This is a genomic window from Pandoraea pneumonica, assembly GCF_902459645.1.
In the GTDB taxonomy this organism is placed as follows: Bacteria; Pseudomonadota; Gammaproteobacteria; order Burkholderiales; family Burkholderiaceae; genus Pandoraea; species Pandoraea pneumonica.
In genome coordinates, this window is the sequence record NZ_CABPSK010000001.1 from 1218146 (window position 1) to 1243067 (window position 24922).

26 protein-coding genes and 1 pseudogene are annotated in these 24922 nt (G+C 62.5%); 7 read left to right on the forward strand and 20 right to left on the reverse strand.

The features are described 5' to 3' along the window. Positions 1–84: 84 nt before the first annotated feature. The 5 genes from dkgB to PPN31114_RS05280 all read right to left on the reverse strand — a co-directional run bounded on the left by dkgB (position 85) and on the right by PPN31114_RS05280 (position 4489). Positions 85–888: a 2,5-didehydrogluconate reductase DkgB gene (gene dkgB / locus PPN31114_RS05260; protein ID WP_150678390.1), complete on the reverse strand. Its 804-nt coding sequence runs from the start codon at positions 886–888 to the stop codon at positions 85–87. A gap of 202 nt (positions 889–1090) precedes the next feature. Then, complete coding sequence (locus tag PPN31114_RS05265; RefSeq protein ID WP_150678391.1) at positions 1091–1750, reverse strand: GntR family transcriptional regulator; 660 nt, start codon at positions 1748–1750, stop codon at positions 1091–1093. 142 nt (positions 1751–1892) lie between these two features. Further along, a complete protein-coding gene (locus tag PPN31114_RS05270) occupies positions 1893–2777 on the reverse strand; it encodes a ParB N-terminal domain-containing protein (RefSeq protein ID WP_150678392.1) in 885 nt (294 codons plus the stop codon). A 139-nt stretch (positions 2778–2916) separates the two neighbouring features. Then, positions 2917–3531, reverse strand: a complete 615-nt coding sequence (locus PPN31114_RS05275) for an LON peptidase substrate-binding domain-containing protein (protein WP_150678393.1) — start codon at positions 3529–3531, stop codon at positions 2917–2919. A gap of 19 nt (positions 3532–3550) precedes the next feature. Beyond that, on the reverse strand, positions 3551–4489 hold the full coding sequence (locus tag PPN31114_RS05280; RefSeq protein WP_150678394.1) for a LysR family transcriptional regulator: 939 nt from the start codon (positions 4487–4489) through the stop codon (positions 3551–3553). 135 nt (positions 4490–4624) lie between these two features. Here PPN31114_RS05280 and PPN31114_RS05285 point away from each other — a divergent pair, with 135 nt between their 5' ends. Beyond that, on the forward strand, positions 4625–5836 hold the full coding sequence (locus PPN31114_RS05285; RefSeq protein ID WP_217426919.1) for an MFS transporter: 1212 nt from the start codon (positions 4625–4627) through the stop codon (positions 5834–5836). Here PPN31114_RS05285 and PPN31114_RS05290 read toward each other — a convergent pair. Beyond that, positions 5826–6305, reverse strand: coding sequence for a VOC family protein (locus PPN31114_RS05290; protein WP_150678396.1), 480 nt, complete (start codon positions 6303–6305; stop codon positions 5826–5828). The genes PPN31114_RS05285 and PPN31114_RS05290 overlap by 11 nt on opposite strands. 109 nt (positions 6306–6414) lie before the next feature. Between PPN31114_RS05290 and PPN31114_RS05295 the strand changes: the two genes are divergently transcribed. Next, complete coding sequence (locus PPN31114_RS05295) at positions 6415–7065, forward strand: GyrI-like domain-containing protein (protein ID WP_150678397.1); 651 nt, start codon at positions 6415–6417, stop codon at positions 7063–7065. A 6-nt stretch (positions 7066–7071) separates the two neighbouring features. Here the strand turns inward: PPN31114_RS05295 and PPN31114_RS05300 are convergent, their stop codons facing one another. From PPN31114_RS05300 to gcvA, 7 genes are all read right to left on the reverse strand, one after another. Beyond that, on the reverse strand, positions 7072–7464 hold the full coding sequence (locus tag PPN31114_RS05300; RefSeq protein ID WP_150678398.1) for a hypothetical protein: 393 nt from the start codon (positions 7462–7464) through the stop codon (positions 7072–7074). A 33-nt stretch (positions 7465–7497) separates the two neighbouring features. Further along, positions 7498–8934 carry an efflux transporter outer membrane subunit gene (locus tag PPN31114_RS05305; RefSeq protein ID WP_150678399.1) on the reverse strand — a complete coding sequence of 479 codons (1437 nt, stop codon included), beginning with the start codon at positions 8932–8934 and terminating at the stop codon, positions 7498–7500. Positions 8935–8937: 3 nt separating this feature from the next. Beyond that, entirely contained in the window at positions 8938–9867 is a 930-nt protein-coding gene (locus PPN31114_RS05310) for an HlyD family secretion protein (protein ID WP_150678400.1), read from the reverse strand. Then, positions 9860–10054, reverse strand: coding sequence for a DUF1656 domain-containing protein (locus tag PPN31114_RS05315; RefSeq protein WP_150678401.1), 195 nt, complete (start codon positions 10052–10054; stop codon positions 9860–9862). Before PPN31114_RS05315 ends, PPN31114_RS05310 begins: the two co-directional genes overlap by 8 nt. Further along, positions 10044–12146 (reverse strand): FUSC family protein, encoded by a 2103-nt coding sequence (locus tag PPN31114_RS05320; RefSeq protein ID WP_246182405.1) that lies wholly within the window; start codon positions 12144–12146, stop codon positions 10044–10046. The genes PPN31114_RS05315 and PPN31114_RS05320 overlap by 11 nt, the downstream gene beginning before the upstream one ends. Positions 12147–12252: 106 nt before the next feature. Then, complete coding sequence (locus tag PPN31114_RS05325; RefSeq protein WP_150678402.1) at positions 12253–13167, reverse strand: LysR family transcriptional regulator; 915 nt, start codon at positions 13165–13167, stop codon at positions 12253–12255. A gap of 36 nt (positions 13168–13203) precedes the next feature. Continuing rightward, positions 13204–14124, reverse strand: coding sequence for a transcriptional regulator GcvA (gene gcvA / locus PPN31114_RS05330; RefSeq protein ID WP_150678403.1), 921 nt, complete (start codon positions 14122–14124; stop codon positions 13204–13206). 136 nt (positions 14125–14260) lie between these two features. Here gcvA and PPN31114_RS05335 point away from each other — a divergent pair, with 136 nt between their 5' ends. From PPN31114_RS05335 to PPN31114_RS05345, 3 genes are all read left to right on the forward strand, one after another. Then, the gene (locus PPN31114_RS05335; protein WP_150678404.1) at positions 14261–14965 is read left to right on the forward strand and encodes an SDR family oxidoreductase; all 705 of its coding nucleotides are present in this window, start codon (positions 14261–14263) and stop codon (positions 14963–14965) included. A 211-nt stretch (positions 14966–15176) separates the two neighbouring features. Next, complete coding sequence (locus PPN31114_RS05340; RefSeq protein WP_217426920.1) at positions 15177–16121, forward strand: alpha/beta hydrolase; 945 nt, start codon at positions 15177–15179, stop codon at positions 16119–16121. 52 nt (positions 16122–16173) lie between these two features. Continuing rightward, positions 16174–16788, forward strand: a complete 615-nt coding sequence (locus PPN31114_RS05345) for a 3'-5' exonuclease (protein WP_150678405.1) — start codon at positions 16174–16176, stop codon at positions 16786–16788. Between the two features lie 91 nt (positions 16789–16879). Here the strand turns inward: PPN31114_RS05345 and guaA are convergent, their stop codons facing one another. Genes guaA through guaB form a run of 3 tightly spaced genes read right to left on the reverse strand, consistent with a single transcriptional unit; the run spans position 16880 to position 20612 of the window. Continuing rightward, positions 16880–18463, reverse strand: a complete 1584-nt coding sequence (guaA, locus tag PPN31114_RS05350; protein ID WP_150678406.1) for a glutamine-hydrolyzing GMP synthase — start codon at positions 18461–18463, stop codon at positions 16880–16882. Further along, the gene (locus PPN31114_RS05355; RefSeq protein ID WP_150678407.1) at positions 18438–19145 is read right to left on the reverse strand and encodes a hypothetical protein; all 708 of its coding nucleotides are present in this window, start codon (positions 19143–19145) and stop codon (positions 18438–18440) included. Before PPN31114_RS05355 ends, guaA begins: the two co-directional genes overlap by 26 nt. 6 nt (positions 19146–19151) lie before the next feature. After that, positions 19152–20612, reverse strand: a complete 1461-nt coding sequence (gene guaB / locus PPN31114_RS05360) for an IMP dehydrogenase (RefSeq protein WP_150678408.1) — start codon at positions 20610–20612, stop codon at positions 19152–19154. A 191-nt stretch (positions 20613–20803) separates the two neighbouring features. Between guaB and PPN31114_RS05365 the strand changes: the two genes are divergently transcribed. Continuing rightward, positions 20804–21733: a DMT family transporter gene (locus PPN31114_RS05365; RefSeq protein ID WP_150678409.1), complete on the forward strand. Its 930-nt coding sequence runs from the start codon at positions 20804–20806 to the stop codon at positions 21731–21733. Positions 21734–21820: 87 nt separating this feature from the next. Here PPN31114_RS05365 and PPN31114_RS05370 read toward each other — a convergent pair whose 3' ends face one another. Together PPN31114_RS05370 and PPN31114_RS05375 are read right to left on the reverse strand one after the other, a co-directional pair. Continuing rightward, the gene (locus tag PPN31114_RS05370) at positions 21821–22156 is read right to left on the reverse strand and encodes an RnfH family protein (protein ID WP_150678410.1); all 336 of its coding nucleotides are present in this window, start codon (positions 22154–22156) and stop codon (positions 21821–21823) included. Further along, on the reverse strand, positions 22146–22580 hold the full coding sequence (locus PPN31114_RS05375; protein ID WP_150678411.1) for a type II toxin-antitoxin system RatA family toxin: 435 nt from the start codon (positions 22578–22580) through the stop codon (positions 22146–22148). Before PPN31114_RS05375 ends, PPN31114_RS05370 begins: the two co-directional genes overlap by 11 nt. A 159-nt stretch (positions 22581–22739) precedes the next feature. Between PPN31114_RS05375 and smpB the strand changes: the two are divergent. Continuing rightward, positions 22740–23201, forward strand: a pseudogene (gene smpB / locus PPN31114_RS05380) (SsrA-binding protein SmpB); the annotation flags it as partial. Positions 23202–23327: 126 nt separating this feature from the next. On the opposite strand, the gene PPN31114_RS05385 reads toward smpB, so the two are convergent. After that, positions 23328–24341, reverse strand: coding sequence for an SPFH domain-containing protein (locus PPN31114_RS05385; RefSeq protein WP_150678413.1), 1014 nt, complete (start codon positions 24339–24341; stop codon positions 23328–23330). Positions 24342–24464: 123 nt separating this feature from the next. Further along, entirely contained in the window at positions 24465–24899 is a 435-nt protein-coding gene (locus tag PPN31114_RS05390) for an NfeD family protein (RefSeq protein ID WP_150678414.1), read from the reverse strand. Positions 24900–24922: the final 23 nt, after the last annotated feature.

Consider the following 24922-nt stretch of genomic DNA (forward strand, 5'->3'; position numbering starts at 1 on the left):
GATGTCACTCAAGATAGCACTTGGCGCGACACTTGACATCATGGCTTTCACTTCGCCCTACACGCGCTTGTTACACGGTATTGCTTAGTCCCACGCCGGGGCCAGCGAGGCCGGGTTGGCCTGACGGTCGTTGCGGTCGAGCGTGGCGATTTGCTGCATGTCGTCGTCGCTCAGGCGCAGTTCGCGAGCCTTCATATTGCTCGCCAGATTCTCGCGCTTCGTCGACGACGGAATGACCGCGTAGCCCTGCTGCATCGCCCACGCCAGGGCGACTTGCGCCGTCGTTGCGCCATGCGCTGCGGCAATCTTCACCAGCACCGGGTCGGTGAGCACCTTGCCGTAAGCCAGCGTCATGTACGACGTCACCGGCACCCCTTGCGAGCGGGCGAATTCAGCCAGTTTGCGGTTTTGCAGATACGGGCTCAGTTCGATCTGGTTGGTCGCCAATTGGCCCGGACCGGCAATCGCGATCGCCTGTTGCAACAGCGCAATGGTGAAGTTGGACACGCCGATGGCCTTGGTCAGCCCTTGCTTGCGGGCTTCGAGCAAGGCACCGAGATACTCGTCCATCGGCACGGCATTGGCCGGCGACGGCCAGTGGATCAACGTCAGGTCGACGCTGTCGGTGCCAAGTTTCGACAGGCTGTCTTTGAGGCTCGGAATCAGCTTGTCTTGAGCAAAGTTGTCGACCCAGATTTTGGTCGTGAGGTAGAGATCGTCGCGCTTGACGTTCGATGCCGCCAACGCACGGCCGATATCGGCCTCGTTCTCGTAGATCTGCGCGGTATCGATCGCGCGATAGCCCAGATCCAGTGCGTTAGTGACGGTATCGACAACGGTTTGGCCCTTGAGACGGAAAGTCCCGAGACCGAAAGCGGGCAGCGTCATGAGTGGTAGCTCCTGTCAGAACGTTGCGCCGGAAAAATCAACGACGGTTGAATGGCGCAACGCGAAAACGACAGTGTGGCCCAATCGGCCAGCCGCCAAAAGCCCAAGCTGCCGCACAAGATTCGTGACGCTGATTCACAAATCTGCGCGACTTAGGTGCTTGTGTTCGAAAATGAGGGTGGCGACCGGTGACGACCGGTGGCTAAGCGAGGAAACTCACGTCCTCGCGCGCCATCGCTTTGATTTCATTGCGGGTGGCGAGAATGTGCGCTTCGAGCAAGGCCACGACACCGTTCACGTCGCGACGTCGGCACGCGGCGAGAATTTCGTAGTGATCTTGCTGGGGCTTCTCTTTACCGGTGGCTTGCGACATCGCCAGATGCGAGTGGCGCTCGGTATTGAGGCAGTACTCTTCGATGAGCATGCGCAGGCGGCGATTGTTGGCCGGTGCGCACAACGCCAAGTGGAAGCGCCGGTTGTACTCAGCCCATTCCGAGACGACTTCGGACGCGGCGTAGTCGGTGAGGATCTGCTCCATCACCTGAAAATCGCGCTCGGCCATATTCGGTACGGCAAGCTTCGCGGCATGGCATTCAAGCGCCACACGGATGTCGAGCAATTCGCACAACTGCTCGAGATTCATGCTCGCGACTGTCGCGCCACGGTTGAGATGGTGCGTGACCAACCCTTCCGCCTCTAACTGGCGCAACGCTTCGCGCACAGGTACCCGGCTCGCGTGGAATCGTTCGGCTAACGCTTCTTGCCGCAGTTGGTAGCCACCCGGGAGCACGCCGCTCAAGATCTCGTCTCGGAGCGTGTCGCGGATTGCCTGATGAAGTGCTTGGGGACCGGGGGTTCGCATGGCGCGATTAAAGCATATTTCGGGGGGAGATTGCGATTCTGGATCCAATCACGTTTTATTGGATCCAATATACGAAACTATATTTTTTCGATATATATCGCATGCCCTAGCACTCGAATGCGCCGGGGCATGCGGGTGAGGCTCACTTCCCGGCGCGGGCTTCGGCAAGCGCGATGGTCAGATGCGCCACCTTCTTTTTCAGCGCATCGCGCTCGGCGGTCATCGCCTTGAGCTCTTTCGCCAGACGCGTCATTTCGTCTGGATACTGCGACGGGTCGAGGCTGGTGTCCCATGGCGGCGTGCCGTCGTCTTCCATTTCGCTCTCGTCTTCATCCTTCTTCTTGCGCGGCTTGACCGGGCGCGCCTCGCGCACCTGACGCGCCAACTCGCGCAGCTCCTGCTTGCCTGCGACGACAGCGGCAACCTGTGCGGCCTGCGGCAACGTGGAAACCGCCGCGGCGGCGTTGATCGACACTTCGCCGCGCTTGACCGCGTCGACCAGCTCCGGCGCGGCTGCGTTGTGAATCTGTTCGATCTGGCCCAGCGTATTGCTCGACAGCTTTGCCGCACGCGCGAGCGCCGCGCGCGTCAGCGCCAGCGTGTGAGCGGGAATCAGCGGGTTCGACGCCGCAGCCGCGTCTTGATCGCTGCCAGCGGTCGGTGCGCTCGCCGGGGCTTCATCGGCCGTGGCAATAGCGGCGGTACGGGCTTCGAGAATCGTCTTTTTGCGCAGCGCCAGCACGCCGCGCTGGTAGTCCGACACGCTGCGGCGGCCCAGGTGGTTATCGATCATCCAGAGGCGCACATCGTCCATCGACTTGAACGACGGGTTTTGTGTCGTGCGGAATTCGATGTTGTGCTTGCTGCAAATTTCGTAGCGGTTGTGGCCGTCGACGAGCACGTCGCCCCACAGGACGAGCGCGTCGCGGCACCCTTCGGCCAGCAGGCTCTGTTCGAGCGCGGCGTATTCGTCCACGGTTAGCGGATCGATGTACGCCTTGAGTTCTTGGTTGATCTGGACTGTCATGGATTGTCGTTACGGTCGCGCCGCACAGAGGGTCGTCCCGGGGTCATCACAGGACGAAGCGGCGCGTGAGAAGAAACTTGGCAGGCGGCATTATCGCCGATCTGCTGGCGAGCCGACCCAAGAGAATGCCGTGAGCGTGTTAAGACAACACGCCGTGATCGGTCAGAAACGCCTGAATACGGGCCAGACGAGCAATCGGATCGTCGATGCCGAGCAACGTCTCTTTTTCGTGCGCGGGCAACGGCAGCAGTTCTGCCCAGCGGTCCGCCACCCAGCCGCATTCATCCAGCCGGTAAGGCGGCGCGAGCGGCAGTTTGGCCGCGCGGGCCGGGTCGCGTTGCAGCCCGGAGATCAGCTTACCGAGCGTATCGGCACTGATTTGCAGGGTATCGGGAATGGCGACGGCGGCATCGTCGGGGAGCATCTCGGCTTCGCCCATCCACAAGCCATATTTAGCCAGTTCGACGGATGACAGCCGGAACTTCGTGGTCCCCCGGCAGACCAGTTCGAGCAGCGCCGGCATGGGCGCGCGCCAGTCGTCGATGCGCGCCATGGTGCCGATCATCGCCGGTTCCTCCTCCGCGTCCGGCAGGCGGACTTCGCTGCCCTGACGCAACACGACCACCCCGAACTCGGTGCCATCCGCGAGACACCGTTTGATCATGTCGAGATAGCGCACCTCGAAGATGCGCAAATGCAGCACCCCAGCGGGAAACAGGGCGTTGCCGAGCGGGAAAAGGGGGATTTTTGCCATGGCATATGATGACATGAAGTCACACTTGGCAGCGGTCGACATTCGGCCAGCGTGCGGTCTCTTGTGCGAATCGTTCGATCAGAAAATCGAGCAACGCGCGCACTCGCGGCACCATGTAGCGCGTGCGATGGCGCACGGCATACACGCCCGGCTCCTTCGCAATGTAATCGGTCAGCAGAATCTTCAACCGCCCCGCGCGCACGTCGTCGGCCGCATCCCATAACGTCTTGCGCACGATGCCTCGCCCGTCCAAGGCCCAGCGTCTGGCCAGCGTGCCGTCGTTCGTCTCCCATGCCTGCGCCATCGGCACCGTGAACTGCCACGTCGCTTCGTGCTTGCGAAAGTGGAATTCATTGAGCGGGCCGGACGACGTCACCAACACGATGAATTGATGCTCGGCCAACGCTTCGGGCGTGTGCGGCTCGCCATGCCGCGCCAGATATTCCGGCGACGCGCAGAGCACCCGGCACATCGGCGCGAGACGCCGCGCCACCAGCGCGCCATCGTCAGGCTCGCTAAAGCGGATGGCGAGATCGACGTCGTCCTGCACGAGATGCGATATCGAGTCGGTCAGCGTCATCGACAAGCGCACCTCAGGATGCCGCGCCGTAAATTCGTCGAGCCATGGCGTGAGCGTGTGCAGCCCAAAGTCCGTCGACGCCGACAACCGAATCTTGCCGCGAATGGCCGCACACCCGGCTTGCAGCGCCGCCTCGCCATCGTCGATGGCCTGCAATGCCACGAGGCAATGCGCGAGATAGACACGCCCCTCATCCGTGAGACGCAACTGCCGCGTGGTGCGCACAAAGAGCCGCGTCTGCAACGACGCTTCTAGCTTCATCAGCCGCGCGCTCGCCGCCGCAGGCGAGAGCCCCAGCTTGCGCCCCGCCGCCGACAAACTCCCCAGCGTGGCGGCTGTCGTGAATAGGCGCATATCGCCCAGCTTATCCGTGGCCATCTGCCCTCACCGCTCCATTTGTCGACTGGATTTGAAAGTCATTCAATTTTTTGACGAATTATCAAATATAGCGCGGGTTGGCAGACTTCGTCGTGTTGTCCCTTCAGGGGACGTTTCGATGCTCGACGAATGACCATGCCCTCCCTCGCCCCTCCCGCCATCCCCACCGCAGACGCCGTCGACGCAACGCCTTGGGCCTCGATGGTGGCGCTCATGCTCGCCACTTTCATTGCCGCCGCCAACGAGACGGTGCCCGCAGGCTTGCTTCCGCAGTTGGCTGAAGGCTTCCACGTCTCTGAAGCGTGGGCCGGTCAGTGGGTGACGCTTTGCGCACTCGGGGCGGGCCTTGGTGCCGTCCCGCTCACAATGCTGCTCCAGCGCTGGCCGCGCCGCCGCGTGCTGAATACGGCCTTGTTTGGCTTCTTCCTCTGCAATTTGGTGACGGCGCTCTCCAGCCATTTCCTGCTCACACTCGGCGCACGCTTCGTTGTCGGGCTAGCGATCGGTCTGGCGTGGAGCGAGATCGCCACCTACGCACGCCGCCTCGTGCCGCCCGCGCGTCAGGGGCGAGCGTTGGCTATTGCCATGCTCGGCGTGCCGTTGGCGCTAGCCCTGGGCGTGCCGATGGCCACGTGGCTCGGGCATTTGATCGGCTGGCGTTGGGTGTTCGGCGGGCTGTCGGCGTTCTCATTGATTTTGATGGGATGGGTGCAACTTATCGTGCCCGACGTCCGCGCCGAGGCAACTGGATCGCGTGCCCGCATCGGCCATGTGCTGCGCTTGCCGGGAGTGCGGCCGGTGCTGGCCGTGGTGATGCTGTGGGTCATCGCGCACTACACGCTCTACACGTATATCGCGCCGTTCTTGGCGTCTGTGGGCAGAGAGGATCGGCTCGCCACCATGCTCTCGACGTTCGGCATTTGCACGCTCGTCGGCCTGTGGGGCGTGGGGATGTGGGTGGATCGCTGGTTGCGCCAACTGGTGTTGGTAGCGCTGGGGACCTTTGCGCTGGTGATCGTCGCGTTCAGCGGATGGGGCGCGTCGTGGCCGGTGCTTTGTATCGGCGCGGTGTTCTGGGGCCTGAGTTTCAGCGGTGCCCCGACGCTACTGCAAACCGCGCTGGGCGACGCGGCGGGCGAGCACGAGTCTGTCGCGCAGTCGATGCTGGTGACCGTGTTCAATCTATCGTTTGCGGTGAGCGGCGTGCTCGGTGGTGCTGTGCTCGAAACGCTCGGCGCGACAGCCATGCCGTGGGTCTTGCTCGGGCTGGTCATCGCAGCTTGGCTGATTGCCTTCGCGGCCCGACGGCATGGTTTCGCGCAACGGGGGCGGCGCGTCAGTCGGTAGCGGCGACGGCACGCTCGAGCGCGGCGATATCGATCTTCTGCATTTGCATCATGGCTTCCATAGCCCGGCGTCCTGCAACGGGATCGCTGCCGCCGATGAGATCGAGCAAGCGCTTGGGCGTGATTTGCCAAGAAAAGCCCCAACGGTCTTTACACCAGCCGCAGTCCATCGCTGCCCCGCCATTGCCGATGATGGCGTTCCAGTAGCGATCGGTTTCCGCCTGATCGCCGGTCTCCACCATGAAGCTCACGGCCTCGTTCGGCTTAAAATTCGGCCCGCCGTTCAGGCCGATGAAGCGGCGGCCCAGAACAGTAAAGTCGACGGTCAACTCGGGCCCGACGCCCACGCCCGGAATAGGCGAAACGTGACGGGCATCGACACGGCTATCGGGAAACGTTGCGGCATAGAATTCTGCGGCCTCACGGGCCTGACCCTGATCGAACCAAAGCATTGTGACGAGCTGTGTCATGCCTATCTCCTATTCGAGTGATACTGCTCGCTGATGATAGTCCCGTCGTTATCGGCGGTCTTTGGCAATCCCAAATTTGCAACGCATATCCGCTGCCGAACCGCCAACGATGGAAAAATTTGACATCAAGAAAGCGTTGAAAACGCTCTACACCGGCCCGGTCGGCGACTTCGCCGTCGTGGAGGTGCCGCCGCTCGCCTATTTCATGGTCGATGGACAGGGCGATCCCAATACCGCACCGGCCTACCGCGAGGCGGTCGAGGCACTTTACGCGGCGTCTTACACGCTGAAGTTCATGAGCAAGGCCCTTGGCAAGGACTACGTCGTTCCTCCGGTTGAAGGGCTTTGGTGGTCTGACGACATGGACGATTTCGCGGCACGCAGAAAAGACCGCTGGTCGTGGACGCTGATGATCCTGCTGCCCGCCTTCGTTGCCCCAGCGCTCGCCGAGCGCGCAATTGCCGCGGCACGACAGAAGAAAAGTCTCCCGGCACTTGCCCGCCTGCGGCGCGAAGTCCTGAGCGAAGGCCGGTGTGTGCAGACGCTCCACATCGGCCCCTACGACGCCGAAGGGCCGATTCTCGCGCGCCTGCACAACGAATTTCTCCCAGACAACGGGCTGATCGAAACGGGCAAGCATCACGAGATCTATCTCAGCGATCCGCGCAAAGTCGCACCGGAGAAGTGGAAAACGATTCTGCGTCAGCCCGTCGTCGTCGCCGCCGACGCCGACGTCGGTCGCATGCCGCCGAGAGGATAAGCGGCATCACGTCAGCCTGCGCACCACCGCGATGGCCTCCTCACGCGTCGCCACGGCCTCATGCGGGATGCCGAACGCTTTCACGGCGGTTTCCCCCATGGCCTTGACCATTGCGCGCTGCGCGGCGTCCGGCTCGATGCTCACGAGCGCCTTGCACACTTCGGCCAACGCTGCCTTGTTGTGCTTGAGCCAAACCGCGCGCTGCTTGCGGTCTTCGTGCGATTCGTCCGACGTCAGTTGGTCATAGACCACCACGAATGGCTCGCCGTTGTTGACCAACGCCACCATTTCCGCCTCCCACTGGCGCGCATAACCCGGTTGCGCGGCCAGTTGATTGAAGACGACATATGGCAACTCACGAATGTCGTGCACCGAAAACATCTTGGGATCGAGCGTCATCAAAAACTTCTCCTGTTTAACTTACGAACCGACTTACCCATTCGCCCACCCTGCCCCGAGCGATTTATATAGCGCGATAGCGCTGCGCACTTCTGCTCCCTGACTCAACGCAAGCGCGTCGCGCGCGTGGTTGGCCGCGCGTTGCGCCGTAAGCACCGGCAAGTACCCGCTCAAGCCGCGCTGATACAACCGCGTCGCCCGATCAAGCGCGAGTTGGCTGTCTTGTACCGCTGCCGTCAACGCAATCTGCCGCGCCCTTTCGCTGTTCAGCCCGGTCAGCGCATCTTCCACGTCGCGCAAGGCCAGCCGTACGTCGCGCTCATAGGCCAATCGCGCGGCGTCCGCTTGCGCTTGCGCCACCGCCACACCCGCACGCGCGCTGCCGCCGTCGTAGAGCGTCTGACTCGCCTGCAAACCCGCCGACCATGCAAGGCTCGCGCCCGAGAACAGGTCGTGGATCAAGCTGGCCGTCGTCCCCAAACTCAGCGGAATGCTGAAACGAGGAAAGCGTGCCGCCTCGGCCACGCCGATGCGTGCCGTTGCCGCAGCGAGCCTGCGTTCCGCGGCACGCACGTCGGGGCGCTGACGAATTACTTCCGACGGCATCGACAGCGGCAACGAAGGCGCGATGGGCCACTGACGCGACGGCTGCGCCAGTGCGTCGCGCCAGTCGCCCGAGAATCCGCCTGTCAGCACGCCGATGGCATGACTAAGCCGCGCAATGTCGGCGTCTAGCAGCGGCGGCAACGCCTGCGCCGTCTCGCGCTCGGCACGCGCTTGCGCCACGTCGGCCGACGTGCCAAGCCCTTGGGCAAGCGCGCGCTCGGCCAAACGTTCCCCCTCCAGCAGGTTGCGAATGTTCTCTTGGGCGATGGCGCTGCGTGCCTGTGCCGTGCGCAACATCGCGTAATCGGCGGCCAACTCGGCTAGCAAGCTGACCTGCACGGCATGCGCGTCGTCGGCTACCGCCTCGATATGCGCGTCGGCCGCCTCAACCGCACGTTGTGTGCCGCCGAAGATGTCCAACTCCCAACTGGCGTCGAATCCCGCGCGCCACGTTCGCGATTCCCCAATGCCCGGCGGCCAGTCGAGCCGCTCGCTCGAGCGCAGTGCTTGCCCCATGCCACCGACCGAAACGTTTGGCCCCAGCCCGGCCGCGACCTGTACGCGCTCCGCTCTCGCCTGCGTCAGCCGTGTACGGGCAATCGCAAGATCCTGATTCCGTGCCAATGCGGTGTCGACAAGCCGATCGAGCACCGGGTCGTGAAAAGCGCGCCACCACGTACGCAACGCCGCTTGCTGTGTGGCGTCGTGGACGGCGCTCACCTTCGACGCCTCGTGCCACTGCGACGGCACATCGACGCGCGGCGCGTGATAGTCGGGGCCGAGCGTCGTACAACCGCTCATGAGCAGGGCGAGCGACGCGACGAGGGCCGATTTCCGATGAAACAAATGAAATACGCGGACCATGACTTACATCCACCGCATCAGCAGACTGGCCAGCCGCCCTTTCGGCGTACCGTCTTGCCCCGACGGACCAACGTCGACACTGCACGTCATCCCAGCGGCCAGCACGATCCCCGGCGGCACGCGGTCGATGGCGACCCGCACCGGAATGCGTTGCGCGAGGCGTATCCAAGTGAACGACGCCTCGACGCTTGGCAGCCCTTGCGCGTCGGCATGTTCATTGGCGTCGGTGATGCCCCGGCCAATGCTCGCGACGTGGCCATCGATCAGATCGTCGAAACCCATCAGCCTCACGCGGGCCGGCGCACCTGGGCGGATGCCGCGCAGTTTCGTCTCTTCGAAGTAGCCGGTGATCCAGAAACTGTGCGCGTCGAGCAAAGCAATATTCGCGCGCCCCGCAAGCGCGTAGTCGCCCGGACGAAGCCGCAAATGCGTGACATAGCCGTCGACGGGTGCACGCAATTCAGTGCGCGCCAGATCGAGCCGTGCGACGTCGAGCGCGACCTGTGCGCGACGCTGTTCCGCCAGCGCAATGGCGACGGCTTGCCCGGCGCGCTGAATCTCTTCGCCTGGCACCAGATCGTCCATGCCGCGACGGCGCTGCACGTCCTGACGCTTTTGCTGCAACACCGCGCTCGCCGCACTCAACTGCGCCTCGGCCTGCGCGAGCGCCAGTTGAAAACGTTCAGGGTCGACGCGATACAACACGTCGCCACGCCGCACGAACTGATTGTCGCTAACGGCCACGGCTTGCACCGTGCCGGAGATTTCCGGTGCAATGCGCACCACTTCGGCACTGACGCGGCCGTCGCGTGTCCATGGCGCGAGCACGTACGCGCGCCAAAGCGCCACCACGAGCACTACCGCGAGACCTAGGAAGAACAACGTGCCCGCCGCTTTCGCGACCGGCCTAAACCACAACGCACGATTAGACATAAAGCATCAAGAAAGCAACCAGACAGAGAGAAATGGCGAACTCGAAGAGCGCCGGATGCCAAACGCGCCGCAGCACGCCCGTGCGTGCGAGGACATAACGCACGCTCAGAAACACCGGCACGGCAACGCAGGCATAGACGAAGAACGGCGGCAAATAGATGCCCGCCACGGCAACTTCAGTGAGCATGAGAACCAACCGGTGATGGTGAAGAGTGAGACGAGCTGGATGAGGAGGAGAAGTAGTCCGCGTGCGCGTCGAGCAAGTCGGCAATGTCGACCCGGGCGGCGGCGACGCGTGGCGACTCGCCTTCGTCATGCCGCGACCACTCACGCAGGCGCAGCACAGCGCGCCCCAAGTGCAGACTGGCTAGCGCGTGCGCAATCTCGCGGTCCATGACTTCGGGCTGCGACTTGAGCAGCGCCCCGAGTTGCGCAATACGGTGCTGTTGCCGCCATTGCCATGCGCGCGCGTTAGCCACATGACGGTCCCGACCATGCTTGCCACGCATCAGCCGCATGGCATCGTCGCGAATCAGCGCCCGCAGGCGTGCGATGTCCCGAGGCAACTGACGCGGCAGAAACAACCGAAAGCCCATCCACGCGAACAGCGTCCCGAGCACCCACGCCACTGACCAGTTCAGGAACAGCGCGAGGTCGTAGTGCATCGGGTTGTCGGCCCCCGTAAGCGTGTTGAAGCCAACGAGATAAGCGAGTGCGGCGAGTCCGTGTTGCGGCAAGGTCGTCGCCACGATGCCCGGCAACCAGAACAATGCCAACACCACCAGGAGCAAAGGCAGACCGTCGATATGCGGCAGCACGACGAATGCGCAGAGGAAGGCCATCGGCACCGCGATCACAGTGCCTTTGACGAACTGAAACGCGCCTGCAGCCGGATTCGGGGCGGTGGCAAGCAGTGCGCAATACGGCGCGACGATCAACAGCATCATGTCGCCTTGCGGCCAGCCGGTGGCGATCCAGAACGCGCCCGTGCAAACGAGTGTGAGCATGGCCCGCAAGCCGTTTTGCCACGCAGCGCGAATGTCGCGATGGAAATGCACGGGTGGCACCGGCGTCGACGTCGTACCGGGACGTGAGCGACGCAGTGAAGCCAGACCCGCCAACGCCGCGAGGTAGTCGTCGAGTTGTTCGATCAGGCGATCGACAGCAATGTAAGTCGCGGGATGAATTGCCGGGTCGGACGAGTCGGAAGAAGCGGACGAGTCAGACGACGCGGCAGCACCACGCGGCGATTCGAGTACCGCCGCCAGACGGTTACGCGTATCGCGCAGGATGCCAACGGCACGCGGCACGCCTGCGGCACCTTCTGCCGTCGCTTGAGCGGCGTCGCGCCACGCGCTCGCGAGCATCGGTGACAGGTCTCGCCAGACAGGCGATGGCGCGGCGTCCGGCCCGCTCAGTTGCACGCCCGCCGCACCGCCCGCCAACGCGGCGAAAAGCGACGCCATCGCGTGTCGCACCGCGCTCGCGCGGTGTGCCAAATCGGACGATTCGGCCTTCCCCAGCGCAAGCAAGTCGTCGACGCCGTAGATCTCGGCCATGAGTTGCCGCCGGGCAGCCGGGGGCACTTCGTTTGCGTGAGTCGCTGTATCGCCGCGAATGCTACTCACATCGTGTTGACTGGCAATGGCATCGGCAACATGCGCCGCCAATCGGGCCAGCACCGCTTCGAGCTTGCCGTGCACACCGCGTCGGCTGAACAGCGCCGACACCAGCCCCAGACTCACGACGCCGATCATGACGGTCGAGCCACGGCCAATCACGTGCTCGAACGTCAGTTGCGGGTGGCCAAGCGCGCCAAACGTCGCCAGCCCGACCGTATAGCCCGCGACGACGACGCCCGATGCGCGAAAATGCCGCAGCATCGTCATGCCCGCCACGCACAGGCCGAGCCAAAGACCGAAGCCCAATAAGAACAGCCACGGCATCTGCGCGAAAGCGCTCATCAGCAGCACGGACACGACCATGCCGCCAAGCGTGCCGAGCACACGCCACGTGCCCTTGCCAATCACGACGCCCTGTATGGGATGGATGACCAGCAAGACCGTCGATGCCGCAGAGAACGGCATTTCCAATTCCAGCGCATACGCAACGATCAGTGCGAGCCACGCCGCAAGAATGGAGCGCACGACGTAAGTGGCGCGAGGCGATGTGAGATCGAACCGGCCGAGTAAGGCCAGTAAGGCCAGCAGACGAATGCTCAGGCGGCCCGGCGGTGTTGCCGAAGCGGCTGCCTGCGCCTGCGATGATGCGGATTGCACGATGACCCTTTACCGAAGTGATGTCGATCACCACTGTAGGGGCCGTCGTTACGCTGCGAAAAGTGACTTGATTGGAATTCAGGCGTGCGTCATACGCAACGATGGATCAGGGGCTCGCGGGCGCGTCTGCACACAATTCTCGAATCGTGCGGCGCAGCCATTGATGGGCCGGGTCGGCCTGAAACCTCGGGTGCCACGCCTGCGTTAACACCACGGTTTCGAGCGGCACGGGCAAATCGAAGGGGCGAATGCGCATGCCTGCCGCGATCGCGCTTTGCGCCAGATCGGAGGGCAACGCGAGCAAGAGATCCGAGTCCTGCAACGCAAACAGCGCGGTGAATGGCGTCGATACCACCAGGGCCACATGACGGCGAAGGCCCAAGGCATCGAGCGCGGTATCGATCGGCCCGGCAAACTTCCCCCGTCGCGACACACCGATATGCCCCCACCGAGTGATGCGCTCGGGCGTGATGTCCTCGTCGAAGATGGGATGATCGTCGCGCGCGATGCCGACAAAGCGCGTTGTGAAGAGCGACTGCACACGAATCTCCGGCCCGAGTTGGCGCGACGCGCTGATGAACAGATCGATGCGGCCGCTTCGCAGTGCTTCGTCGTCGATATCGTCTTCTTCTGGCGCGAACCGCAACATCGCGCGCGGCATTTGATTCGCCATCGCCTCGAGGAGCCGCCCGGAATGCAGACCGACGAAGATGTCGTTCGCGCGCACGTTGAAGCGCCGTTCTAGCGTCTTCAGGTCGACTTCGGCACTGGGCGTCAACACTTGCGTGGCCTGCTCGACGGCGCTGCGCACTTGCTCGCGCAATGCCAGCGCACGAGGCGTTGGCACTAGCTTGCGGCCAGCTTGCACGAAGACCGGATCGCCGAGGGTTTCACGAATACGGCTCAGCGTGCGGCTCATCGCCGGTGGGCTCAGATGCATACGCCGGGCCGCGCCGACGACGCTCCCCTCCTCCAGCAAAACATCGAGCGCGTGAAGCAAATTCAAATCGGGATACGCCATGGCAAGTCGAAGTCGTTGATTGCGCCTGGCGAAATCCTAACTCGTCATGCGTGCTTGCTGCAAAAGCCAGTCGCGCACATTGCCGACTTGCCCGGCGTGACGCTGCCGACGTGGCGACACGATGTAAAAGCCTGCGCCGGTGCGCAGTTCGGTGTCGAAGAGGCGAACGAGCCGTCCGGCTGCCACATCCGGCGCGATGAAATCCGTATGGGCCAGCGCCAGCCCCTGCCCTGCGACGGCTGCGTCGATGGCGAGGGCCGTTTGGTTGAAGCGGATGTTTTTTGCGGTGGACAACAGGGCTTGCGCAGTCGATGGCAGCGACGCATGCGGCATTGCCCGTTCGAGGAACTGCGGCCATGCGTTGTGGGCATCGTGCAGCAACGCGTGGCCACGCAGCGTGCCCGTCGCCGCGGGATGGCCAGTCGCGGCAATGAGTTGTGGGCTGGCGACGGCCACCTGCACTTCGTCGAACAACAACTCGGTGCTGAGCCCGCCGCCAAAGGGCGGGCGGCCGTAGCGCACCGCGAGGTCGACCGCATCGGCTTGAAAATGCGACAACCGGTCGGTCGCGAGAATGCGCAGATCGATATCGGGATGTGTCGCCAGAAACGCGGGAAGCCTCGGAATCAGCCATTTGGCCGCAAAGGTCGGCGTGACGCTGATCGTCAGGCGAAGCGGCTCGGGACGCAATGCCTGCGTGGCCTCGGTGAGCAATTCGAAGGCACGGCGCACGCTGCCCGCGTAACGTCGGCCGTTCTCCGTGAGCGAGAGCGTACGCGGATGGCGCTCGAAGAGCTTCATCCCGAGTTCGGCTTCCAGCCCTCTGATTTGCTGCGCCACCGCGCCCTGCGTCACCCCCAACTCCTCGGCCGCTACCCGGAAATTCAAATGACGGCTCGCGGCCTCGAAGGCCCGCAAGGCATTGAGCGACGGGAGACGGCCAAAGGCTTCGGTCATGGTGTAGTTTTTCTACTGTATCTAGCGTTGAAATCTAGTGCATCGGCGAGCGCGGGCGATGTTACGCTTTCACCCATGAATTTCGAGAGTCGGCGCGCCATGGTGGCGGCAGCTGACGCTTCCGGAGGATATCAGGATGACTGTAGAAAAAGTGGCGTTGGTGACGGCAGGCGGCAGTGGCATGGGTGCGGCAGCGGCACGCCGGTTGGCGGCGGACGGTTACAAGGTCGGCATTCTGTCGTCGTCAGGAAAAGGCGAGGCGCTGGCGGCCGAGTTGGGCGGCGTGGGCGTGACGGGGTCGAATCAGTCGGTGGAATCGCTTCAACAACTGGTCGATGCGGCGGTCTCTCGCTGGGGGCGCATTGACGTGTTGGTCAATAGCGCCGGGCACGGCCCGCGCGCACCGATTCTCGAAATCAGCGACGACGATTGGCATCGCGGCATGGATACGTATCTGATGAACGTGATTCGTCCGACGCGTCTGGTGACGCCGATCATGCAAAGCCAACGCTCGGGCGCGATTATCAACATTTCGACGGCGTGGGCGTTTGAGCCGAGCGACATGTTCCCGACGTCGGCCGTGTTTCGCGCGGGTCTCGCGTCGTTCACGAAGTTGTTCGCCGACAAGTACGCGAAAGACAACGTGCGGATGAACAACATCCTGCCGGGCTGGATCGACAGCCTGCCGCAGCAAGACACGCGCCGCGACAGCGTGCCGATGCAACGCTACGGCAAGGCCGAGGAAATTGCCGCGACGGTGGCCTTCCTCGCATCTGAGGGCGGCGGCTACATCACCGGCCAGAACATTCGAGTCGACGGCGGGCTGACGCGCTCGGTTTAGGTTCGGATTAGGCTCGGTTTAGGCGCGGTCTCGATTCGATTCAAGCGCGCTTGCGCCGTGAAAAAGCCCCGCTAGGTCTTGGACCAGCGGGGCTTTTCCATTGGCGGCTTTCGATACCACCCAAGCCATGTGGGCCAGAACAACGCGCTCAGCTTTTCGAATGGCCGCTTTGATAGAATCTGCCGCATTCCACGCGCGATGAGAGACCTTCATGATCGACCGACGCCAGTTTGTCCGCTATGGGTTAGGCGCCATGGCTGCCGCATCGATGTCCCCGTTCGCCCACGCACAGGACGCGGATAAGAAGGTCTTTCTCGATTACACGCAGAAACAGTTGGACGACGCCTATACGCAGACCGTGTGGGCACCCAACGCCAAGCAAGTCATCGAGGGGTACACACGCACGAGTGAGGAAGTGCGGCAGAAGTTGCCGCCTACGACCTATGCGTATGGCAACAAGCCGTCGGAGAACCTCGACGTGTTTGCTCCACAGGGCGCACGCAATTTGCCGGTCATGGTGTTTATTCACGGTGGCGCGTGGCAGATGCTCTCTAAGGACGATAGTTCCGGTCCGGCACCGACGTTCGTTGGCGCGGGCGCCATTTATGTCGCTATCAATTTCGACAACATGCCGGGCAACACGCTGCCGGGCATGGTCGATCAGTGCCGTCGTGCGCTGGCTTGGGTCGGTGCCAATGCACGGCGTTTTGGCGGCGACCCCGAGCGAATTTATGTCTCGGGGCATTCGTCCGGCGGACATCTCACGGCGGTGATGCTGACGACTGACTGGAAGGCGCATGGCGCGCCGGCGCAATTGCTCAAGGGCGGCGTGGTCATGAGCGGGATGGGCGACCTTGCGCCGGTGGTGCAGTCGGTGCGCGGGTCGTATGTGAAGCTCAGCGCAGCACAGGTGGTTGAATTCAGCCCGATCAAGCAATTGGATAAAACCAATTGCCCGGCGCTGGTGGCTTGGGGGACGTTGGAAAGCCCGGAGTTCAAGCGCCAGAATCGGGAGCTTGCCGATGCCCTGGCCGGTCGCGCGCGCCTCGCGGGGGTGTTTCAGGTGAGAGGCGCGAACCACTTCGAAGTGGTCAACGAGCTGAATCGGCCGGATTCCGAGCTGTCGCGGGCGACGTTGGCGTTGATGAATATTTGACTCGGCATTTGGCTGAGTGGTTGGTAATCCCTGAATTCTGATTGAGATACGGATGCAGACAGTTGCAGTGCTTGACTTCGAAACCACCGGGTTGTCGCCGACACAAGGCGACCGGGCGACCGAGATTGCGGTGGTGTTGTGGCGTGACGGTCACATCGTCGATCGCTATCAGAGCCTGATGAATGCAGGACGGCGAATTCCGTCCGACGTCGTGGCGTTGACGGGGATCACGAACGAGATGATTGCGTCGGCTCCGCCCGTGTCGAAGGTGATGCGCGAGGCGGTGGCGTTTGTGGGGAATTGCCCTGTCGTCGCGCACAACGCGGGGTTCGATAAGCGGTTTTGGCAGGCTGAGCTGGCCTTGCTCGGGGCATCGGCCAATCACGCGTTTGCTTGCACCATGCTCACGGCGCGCCGGATTTATCCGAACGCGCCGAATCACCGGCTATCGAGCCTGGCCGCCCTGCTGCAACTGCCGCAAACCGGACGCGCTCACCGCGCTATGGTCGATGCGGAGATGACGACGCATCTTTGGCAACGGATGCAAAGCGATATCTCACGCACCTACGGCCTTGCGCACGTCGATCACGCACTGATCTCGCGAGTGCAAGTCACGAGTAAGGATAAGGTGGCGGTGATGTTGCGGGCGTTGGCGGCGGGCGGGTGACGGTTAATCCGAGTGTGGCTGTTCGCCTCACGCTCAGAAAGAAAAACGGCTTGGCAAATGCCAAGCCGTTTTTTCGTTCAAACCGGGACGGTTATTCCCACTCAATCGTCGCAGGCGGCTTGCCCGAGATGTCATAAACAACTCGGTTCAGACCACGCACTTCGTTGATGATGCGGTTCGATACCTTGCCGAGCAGGTCGTGCGGCAGGTGCGCCCAGTGGGCCGTCATGAAGTCTTGCGTTTGGACCGCGCGCAGTGCCACAACCCACTCATACGTGCGGCCATCGCCCATCACGCCCACGCTCTTGACCGGCAGGAACACGGCGAACGCTTGGCTCGTCAGTTCATACCAAGTCTTGCCGCTGTTCGGCTCGACCGTGTTGCGCAGTTCTTCAATGAAAATCGCATCCGCACGGCGCAGCAACTCAGCGTATTCGAACTTCACTTCGCCCAGAATACGCACGCCCAGACCCGGGCCCGGGAACGGATGGCGATACACCATATCGTGCGGCAGACCCAGCGCCACACCCAGCTCACGCACTTCATCCTTGAACAGGTCGCGCAGCGGTTCCAACAGCTTCAGACCCAGCGTCTCCGGCAGACCGCCCACGTTGTGGTGGCTCTTGATCGTCGTCGCCTTCTTCGTCTTTGCGCCGCCCGACTCGATCACGTCCGGATAGATCGTGCCCTGTGCCAGCCACTTCGCATTCTTCAGCTTCTTCGCTTCCGCCTGGAACACTTCCACGAACTCGCGGCCGATGATCTTGCGCTTCTGCTCCGGATCGGTCACGCCCTTCAAGTGACCCATGAACTGCTCCGAAGCGTCCACGTGCACCACCTTCGCGTGCAGACGGCCCTGGAACATCTCCATCACCATCTGGCCTTCGTTCAAACGCAGCAGACCGTGATCGACAAACACGCACGTCAGCTGATCGCCAATCGCGCGGTGAATCAGCGCCGCCGCGACGCTCGAATCGACACCGCCCGACAGACCCAGAATCACTTCCTCATCGCCCACTTGCTCGCGAATGGCCTTCACGGCCTCTTCGATGTGGTCGCGCATGATCCAATCCGGCTTCGCACCCGCGATCTGGAGCACAAAGCGCTCCAGCAGCTCGCGGCCCTTCACGGTGTGCGTGACTTCCGGGTGGAACTGCACCGCGTAGTAGTTGCGCGACACGTCGGCAATACCCGCGATCGGGCAGCTCGGCGTCGATGCCATCAGCTCGAAGCCCGGCGGCAGCGCCGTGACCTTGTCGCCGTGGCTCATCCACACCTTGAGCATGCCGTGGCCTTCGGCCGTCCGGAAATCCTCGATCCCTTCGAGCAGCGGCGTATGCGCATGCGCACGCACTTCCGCGTAACCGAATTCACGATGATCGCTGGCTTCGACCTGACCGCCCAACTGCACCGTCATCGCGAACATGCCGTAGCAAATGCCCAGCACCGGCACGCCCAGATCCCAAACGGCCTGCGGCGCGCGCAGATCCTGATCTTCGTACGTGCTCGCATGGCTGCCCGACAGAATGACGGCCTTCGGATTGAATTCACGAATGAATTCGTCCGTCACGTCGTTCGGGTGAATCTCGCAGTAGACGTGCGCTTCGCGAACGCGGCGTCCGATGAGCTGGGTGACTTGCGAGCCGAAGTCAAGAATGAGGATTTTGTCGTGCATCGTGAGGTACGGATGAAGTGGATTCGTTGGACGTCGGCGCCGTGGCGGAAGGCACGGGCGTGACAATGCCGGTGGCGCCCACAGGCGCGACCGGCGTGGCGGGGTTGGAGCCACCGTGAGGCGTCTCCATGCGCGGCTCAGCGCGCGTGCCTCGGGCCTCATCGGCCCGGGCATCGGGGTAGTCGTACTGAGCGGTGTCGCGGGCATCGCGTAAATCACGCCGTGCGCCGTCGGTCACGACGCCGCCACGCACCCGCTCATTGGACTGCTGTGCCGCCTTCACACGCTCTTTCGTGCGTACGCTGGAGGCCAGCTTGACGAGAATTGCGCCAATCACGAGCAACACGCCCCCCAGCGCTGGCATCAACAACTTGCCACCACCGGTGACGGGCAACTGCCCGGAAATCAGCCAGCCCAGCACGAACGCACCGATGACCCAGTTGATATGCCCCGTCACTTTCGCAACGGTGGACGTCAACTGGCCATTCACGGTGGCGTGCCATTGCAGCCAGGCCACACCGATGAATGCCACGCCAAGCGCCTGCGCATAAAGCACGGGCGATGGCGCAGGCACCTCGATGGCTGCATACAGCGAGGACCAGAACGACGCAATCAACAGCACGCCAAGTGCCAGATTCAACGCCGCATCGAGGAACAGTACCGTACGCAACATGGCCTTCATGGGCAATTACTCCACGTGGTAGTTGGGGGCTTCCTTCATGATCTGAACATCGTGCACATGCGACTCGCGCATACCGGCCGACGTGATTTCCACAAACTCCGCACGGTTATGCAGGTCTTCGATCGACGGGCAACCCAGATATCCCATCGACGAGCGGATACCGCCAGTCAACTGGTGAATGATCGCCAGCACGCTACCCTTATACGCCACACGGCCCTCGATGCCTTCCGGCACGAGCTTGTCGGCGTTGTTGGCCGGGTCTTGGAAGTAACGGTCGGCCGCGCCATCCTTCATCGCGCCCACCGAACCCATGCCGCGGTAGCTCTTGTACGAACGCCCCTGATACAGGAACACTTCGCCCGGCGCTTCTTCCGTACCGGAGAACATGCTGCCCATCATCACGGTGTGCGCGCCGGCAGCCAGTGCCTTGGCGATGTCGCCCGAGTAACGGATACCGCCGTCCGCGATCAGCGGCACGCCAGTGTCCTTCAGTGCTTCGGCCACGTTGGCAATCGCAGTGATCTGCGGCACGCCAACGCCTGCCACGATACGCGTCGTGCAAATCGAGCCCGGACCGATACCGACCTTCACGGCGTCTGCGCCATGCTCGACCAGCGCCAGTGCGGCACTTGCCGTGGCGATGTTGCCGCCGACGACTTCAATTTGCGGGAAATGCTTCTTGACCCATTGCACGCGGTCCAACACGCCCTGGCTGTGGCCGTGAGCCGTGTCCACCACGATGACGTCCACGCCAGCCGCGACGAGCAGCTCGACGCGCTCTTCGTTGTCTGCGCCAACGCCGACGGCCGCGCCAACGCGCAGCTTGCCGTGTTCATCTTTGTTCGCGAGCGGGTGTTCGGTTGCCTTGGTGATGTCCTTGACGGTCATCAGGCCGCGCAGCTCGAACGCATCGTTCACGACCAGCACGCGCTCAAGGCGGTGGCTGTGCATCAGATGTTCGGCATCGGCCGGCGACGCACCTTCAGGCACCGTGATCAGCTTGTCCTTGGGCGTCATGATCGCGCGCACCGGCTCGTCCAGGCGCTTTTCAAAACGCAGGTCGCGGTTGGTGACGATACCGATGAGTTGCGCGCCTTCGACAACCGGGAAGCCGGAAATGCCATGCTGGGCCGACAGCGCCATCACGTCGCGCACCTTCATATGCGGCGGAATCGTGATCGGGTCGCGCACCACGCCAGACTCGAAACGCTTGACCTTGGCGACTTCGCGCGCCTGCTCGGCCGGCTTCAAATTCTTGTGAATAATGCCGATACCGCCTTGCTGCGCCATGGCAATGGCCAGACGCGCTTCGGTCACCGTATCCATGGCGGCCGACAGCAAAGGCATATTCAAGGTGATGTTGCGCGTGAGCTTGGTTTTCAGGCTGGTGTCGCGCGGGAGAACGGCGGAGTACGCCGGGACGAGGAGCACGTCATCGAAAGTGAGTGCTTTTTGGATCAGACGCATGGCAAATCCTATAGGCGCAAAACCGAATTATACAGAAATCGCGCGCGGGATGGCACGTCTACCCCATATGTCAAGGGGCTTTTTCCCCGATCAAATGCCAACGCCCGCCGACTGCCGGATTCCACAATCGGCGCCCGCAAGCCCCATGCTATTCTTGCGCCCTCTCGGATGGTACGAATCACGCGAATTTCATGGGCCAAGGCATTTCTTTCGGACTGGCGGCAGGCGCCCTGTGGGGACTGGTGTTTCTCGCCCCCCGCCTGCTCCCCGGCTTCTCTCCCCTGGAATTGTCGGCCGCGCGCTACGTGCTCTACGGCCTCGTATCGGCGCTGCTGCTCGCCCCGCTTTGGACGCGCCTGCGACATTCGGTCACGGGCAACGACTGGCGGGCGCTCTTCCGCCTGAGTTTGGTCGGAAATCTGATTTATTACCTTTTTCTGGCCGGTGCCGTGCAAATGGCCGGTATTGCCCCGGCCTCACTGATCGTTGGCGTACTGCCCGTGACGGTGACGCTGGTCGGCAGCCGCGATCACGGCGCCCTGCCCCTGTCGAGGCTCGCAGGCCCGCTGGCGCTGGTGGCCGCAGGCATCGTCTGCATCAATGTGGATGTGTTTGCGCATGCGTCGGCCAGCGGTGGCGACTGGCGGCTTACGCTGCTCGGTATTCTCTGTGCCGTCGGCGCGCTGGTGAGTTGGACGTGGTATGCGGTCGCGAATGCACGCTATCTGGCTCGATTCGGCCATTTCACCAGTCAGGAATGGTCGCTGCTGACGGGGGTGGCCACCGGCGTGTTGGCGCTCGTGCTGGCCGTGCCTGCGGTGCTGCTGCCGCACCCGGTGGCCGCCGACGTGCCACGCGACTGGCAGATGTTCATCATCGTGAACATTGCCGTGGCGATTGGTGCCTCGACCATCGGGAATGCCTTTTGGAACGCGGCCAGCCGACGTCTGCCACTTACGCTGTCCGGTCAGATGATCGTGTTTGAAACGCTGTTTGCGTTGGTCTACGGCTTCATCTACGAGCACCGGCTGCCGCGTTTGCTGGAATTGGCGGCCGTTGTCCTGCTGCTGGCCGGGGTGAGCGCGTCCGTGCGGCTGCATGCTCGGGGTTCCGCGCACTGAAAACTACGGCGCTCGGGCACCGATGCCCCGCCCCTCGCGTACCCGCGCACTGATTGGCGGGCAGCGAAGCTAGCCGGACGCCCTGATTTAGCTGCCGCGGCGGCTGCCGAGCCACTTCTGGCCTTCCCGGCTGCCTTCGTTGCGAACTTTATCGACACGCCGCTGACGGGCGAGCTTCGGATCGGCCTTGAGCGGACGGTAAATCTCCACACGATCCCCGGAGTGCACCGCGGCATCGAGCGCGCGCACTTTGCCGAACACACCGGCTTTCATGCGCGAGAGATCCAACTCGGGGAATTTTTGCAGCAGACCGCTGCGCTCGATGGCCTCGCCCACCGTCGCGCCCTGCGGCAACGTCAGCGCAACGATCGTTTGCGCATTGGGCAGCGCGTAGCAAACTTCGACGGAGAGCTCAGCTGACATAAACCGCCTCCGCGCGTTTGACGAAAGCGTCGACGAAGGTGTTCGCGATATGGCTGAAGACAGGGCCGATGACCTTTTCGAGCAGGAAATTCGCAAACTCGTAGTGCAAACCGAACTCGATCTTGCAGGCGTTCTCGCGCAGCGGCGTGAATTTCCACGTCCCGTGAAAACGCTTGAAAGGCCCCTCGACGAAGGTCATCTGAATGGAGTGCGGACGCTCCTGAATATTGCGCGTCGCGAATGAGTGCTTGAGCCCCTTGAAGTCGATGATCAGCGACGCCTCCATGCTGTGCTCGTCCTGATGCCGAATGTCGACACCGCCGCACCAAGGCAGAAATTTGGGGTAATCGGCGACATTGGTCACCAGATCGTACATTTGCTCGGCAGAGAAATGCACGAGAACGGTTTTGCTGACTTCGGCCATCGTCTGTCGGGCAAGGTGTGCGTATGCGCGAAGCGTATCGAATCAAAATCAGAATCGGTACGTATGCGTCGTGGGCCGCCCCTCGCCGAGACTCTTTGTTAAAATCGCTATTTTACCCGAGCCCGACTCACCGAGTCCGACCAAGTTACCCGCCAAGGATCCATGAGCATCATTGACAACAAGAAAGCCTTCTTCGACTACTTCATCGAGGAGCGATACGAAGCCGGGATCGTGCTCGAAGGATGGGAAGTCAAGGCGATTCGCGCCGGGCGGGCGCAGATCAAGGAAGGCTACGTCGTCGTCAAGCACGGCGAAATCTTTTTGATCGGGGCCAACATCAGCCCGTTACAGACGGCCTCCACGCACATCAAGCCCGACCCCGTTCGCACGCGCAAACTCCTGCTCAAAGCCGACGAGATCAAGAAACTCATCGGCAAAGTCGAGCAGCGCGGCTACACGCTCGTGCCCCTGAACTTTCACTACAGCAAAGGTCTCGTGAAATGCGAGATCGGACTGGGCAAGGGCAAGAAGCAGCACGACAAGCGCGAGACCGAGAAGCAGCGCGACTGGGATCGCGAGAAAGCCCGCCTGATGCGTACGCCGACGCCTGCGCGCGATTGAGCAAGACCCCGCCCCCTTCTGCGAAAACATCCGCACCAAAGAAAAACGGCCCCTAGGGGCCGTTTTCGTTTTCACTCGCGTGCGCGTATCAGCGTATGTGAGCGTCCCAGCATGTGACGGTGAAAATCAGCGGCGAACGTTGGAGCCGCCAAAGCCCGCGACCCCGCCCGAACCACCCGAACCGCTAGCGCCACCGCTGCCACCCGAGCCACCGGTCGTGCCGCCTTCTGTACCACGCACGATCTTGAGCGCCGACGCGATCATGCCGCTCATGTCCGTGAGGTTGCCCGGCACGATCAACGTGTTGTTGGTCTTGGCGAGTTTGCTGAAGGCGTCGACGTATTGCTCGGCCACCTTGAGGTTCACCGCTTCCATCCCCCCCTGCGTCTGAATGGCCGTCGCAATCTTGTGGATGGCTTCGGCATTGGCCTCGGCCACCGCGAGAATTGCCGACGCTTCACCCTGCGCCTGATTGATCGCGGCCTGCCGCTCGCCTTCCGACTTCTGAATGGCCGCTTCCCGTGCGCCCGAAGCGAGGTTGATCTGCTCCTGCTTCTTACCTTCCGACGCCGCAATCAGCGCGCGCTTTTCACGCTCTGCCGTGATCTGCGCCTGCATGGCGTGCAGAATTTCCTTAGGCGGAGTGAGATCTTTGATCTCGTAACGCAGCACCTTCACACCCCAGTTGGACGCCGCTTCATCCAGCGCATTGACCACGCTGTGATTGATGTACTCACGCTCTTCGAACGTCTTATCGAGCTCCAGCTTACCGACCACGCTACGCAGCGTCGTCTGCGCGAGCTGGGTAATGGCGACGATGAAGTTGCTCGACCCGTACGACGCCTTCATCGGATCCGTCACCTGGAAATACAAAATGCCGTCGACCTGCAACTGCGTGTTGTCCTTGGTGATACAAATCTGGCTCGGCACATCGAGCGGAATTTCCTTGAGCAAATGCTTATACGCCACGCGATCGACGAACGGCACGACGATCGACAAGCCCGGCGTGAGCGTGGCGTGATACTTCCCGAGACGCTCGACCACCCATGCGTGCTGTTGCGGCACGATCTTGATCGAGCGCGCCGCGATGATGACCGCAATGATGAACAGAATGAACGCGACGTTGGATAGAGCGAACATGGTTTCCCCTGAAGCGCCGGCGGACACTGCCGGCTAGTTCCCCGTTACCCGTAAACACGGGGCGTGTATCGTACCGGTCAACGCAGCGTTTGCTGCCGCAAGCCAGTAAAACAACGATTTTTCCTACGCGACTTCGTGCACGACGAACAATCGGCTGCCACGCACTTCGCGAATCACAAACCAACCCGCGCTCGCCGCTTCTCCCGGCAACAACTCGACATCCCACTCCGCGCCACGGTATTTCGTGCGTGCACTGCCATCGGCTTGCCAAGCTTCGACATGAAGCCGCTGCCCGATATCCAGATTCGCATTCGGATCGGCCGTCACATCCACCTTGATACGGCGCCGCCCGAACTTACTCCGCCGCAACAGCCACACCGCTACCGCCGCGACCACGGCCGCCGCCACCAACTGCCCCGGCCAACTGACACCCAGCAACGCGGCAATGCCGCCCGCGAACATGCCAAGCGCGACCATCAATAGATAGAACGTGCCGCTGGCAAGCTCCAGTACCACCGTCAATCCGGCAACGCCGAACCACAGCCAAGCCTGCTCCATTGTTATTCCCCAAAAAGCAAAAA

What these genes read in the sequence shown, in the direction of transcription:
- dkgB (WP_150678390.1), bottom strand. Translation starts at nt 888, where the DNA reads ATGACGCTGCCCGCTTTCGGTCTCGGGACTTTCCGTCTCAAGGGCCAA.
- PPN31114_RS05265 (WP_150678391.1), bottom strand. Translation starts at nt 1,750, where the DNA reads ATGCGAACCCCCGGTCCCCAAGCACTTCATCAGGCAATCCGCGACACG.
- PPN31114_RS05270 (WP_150678392.1), bottom strand. Translation starts at nt 2,777, where the DNA reads ATGACAGTCCAGATCAACCAAGAACTCAAGGCGTACATCGATCCGCTA.
- PPN31114_RS05275 (WP_150678393.1), bottom strand. Translation starts at nt 3,531, where the DNA reads ATGGCAAAAATCCCCCTTTTCCCGCTCGGCAACGCCCTGTTTCCCGCT.
- PPN31114_RS05280 (WP_150678394.1), bottom strand. Translation starts at nt 4,489, where the DNA reads ATGGCCACGGATAAGCTGGGCGATATGCGCCTATTCACGACAGCCGCC.
- PPN31114_RS05285 (WP_217426919.1), top strand. Translation starts at nt 4,625, where the DNA reads ATGCCCTCCCTCGCCCCTCCCGCCATCCCCACCGCAGACGCCGTCGAC.
- PPN31114_RS05290 (WP_150678396.1), bottom strand. Translation starts at nt 6,305, where the DNA reads ATGACACAGCTCGTCACAATGCTTTGGTTCGATCAGGGTCAGGCCCGT.
- PPN31114_RS05295 (WP_150678397.1), top strand. Translation starts at nt 6,415, where the DNA reads ATGGAAAAATTTGACATCAAGAAAGCGTTGAAAACGCTCTACACCGGC.
- PPN31114_RS05300 (WP_150678398.1), bottom strand. Translation starts at nt 7,464, where the DNA reads ATGACGCTCGATCCCAAGATGTTTTCGGTGCACGACATTCGTGAGTTG.
- PPN31114_RS05305 (WP_150678399.1), bottom strand. Translation starts at nt 8,934, where the DNA reads ATGGTCCGCGTATTTCATTTGTTTCATCGGAAATCGGCCCTCGTCGCG.
- PPN31114_RS05310 (WP_150678400.1), bottom strand. Translation starts at nt 9,867, where the DNA reads ATGTCTAATCGTGCGTTGTGGTTTAGGCCGGTCGCGAAAGCGGCGGGC.
- PPN31114_RS05315 (WP_150678401.1), bottom strand. Translation starts at nt 10,054, where the DNA reads ATGCTCACTGAAGTTGCCGTGGCGGGCATCTATTTGCCGCCGTTCTTC.
- PPN31114_RS05325 (WP_150678402.1), bottom strand. Translation starts at nt 13,167, where the DNA reads ATGGCGTATCCCGATTTGAATTTGCTTCACGCGCTCGATGTTTTGCTG.
- gcvA (WP_150678403.1), bottom strand. Translation starts at nt 14,124, where the DNA reads ATGACCGAAGCCTTTGGCCGTCTCCCGTCGCTCAATGCCTTGCGGGCC.
- PPN31114_RS05335 (WP_150678404.1), top strand. Translation starts at nt 14,261, where the DNA reads ATGACTGTAGAAAAAGTGGCGTTGGTGACGGCAGGCGGCAGTGGCATG.
- PPN31114_RS05340 (WP_217426920.1), top strand. Translation starts at nt 15,177, where the DNA reads ATGATCGACCGACGCCAGTTTGTCCGCTATGGGTTAGGCGCCATGGCT.
- PPN31114_RS05345 (WP_150678405.1), top strand. Translation starts at nt 16,174, where the DNA reads ATGCAGACAGTTGCAGTGCTTGACTTCGAAACCACCGGGTTGTCGCCG.
- guaA (WP_150678406.1), bottom strand. Translation starts at nt 18,463, where the DNA reads ATGCACGACAAAATCCTCATTCTTGACTTCGGCTCGCAAGTCACCCAG.
- PPN31114_RS05355 (WP_150678407.1), bottom strand. Translation starts at nt 19,145, where the DNA reads ATGAAGGCCATGTTGCGTACGGTACTGTTCCTCGATGCGGCGTTGAAT.
- guaB (WP_150678408.1), bottom strand. Translation starts at nt 20,612, where the DNA reads ATGCGTCTGATCCAAAAAGCACTCACTTTCGATGACGTGCTCCTCGTC.
- PPN31114_RS05365 (WP_150678409.1), top strand. Translation starts at nt 20,804, where the DNA reads ATGGGCCAAGGCATTTCTTTCGGACTGGCGGCAGGCGCCCTGTGGGGA.
- PPN31114_RS05370 (WP_150678410.1), bottom strand. Translation starts at nt 22,156, where the DNA reads ATGTCAGCTGAGCTCTCCGTCGAAGTTTGCTACGCGCTGCCCAATGCG.
- PPN31114_RS05375 (WP_150678411.1), bottom strand. Translation starts at nt 22,580, where the DNA reads ATGGCCGAAGTCAGCAAAACCGTTCTCGTGCATTTCTCTGCCGAGCAA.
- PPN31114_RS05385 (WP_150678413.1), bottom strand. Translation starts at nt 24,341, where the DNA reads ATGTTCGCTCTATCCAACGTCGCGTTCATTCTGTTCATCATTGCGGTC.
- PPN31114_RS05390 (WP_150678414.1), bottom strand. Translation starts at nt 24,899, where the DNA reads ATGGAGCAGGCTTGGCTGTGGTTCGGCGTTGCCGGATTGACGGTGGTA.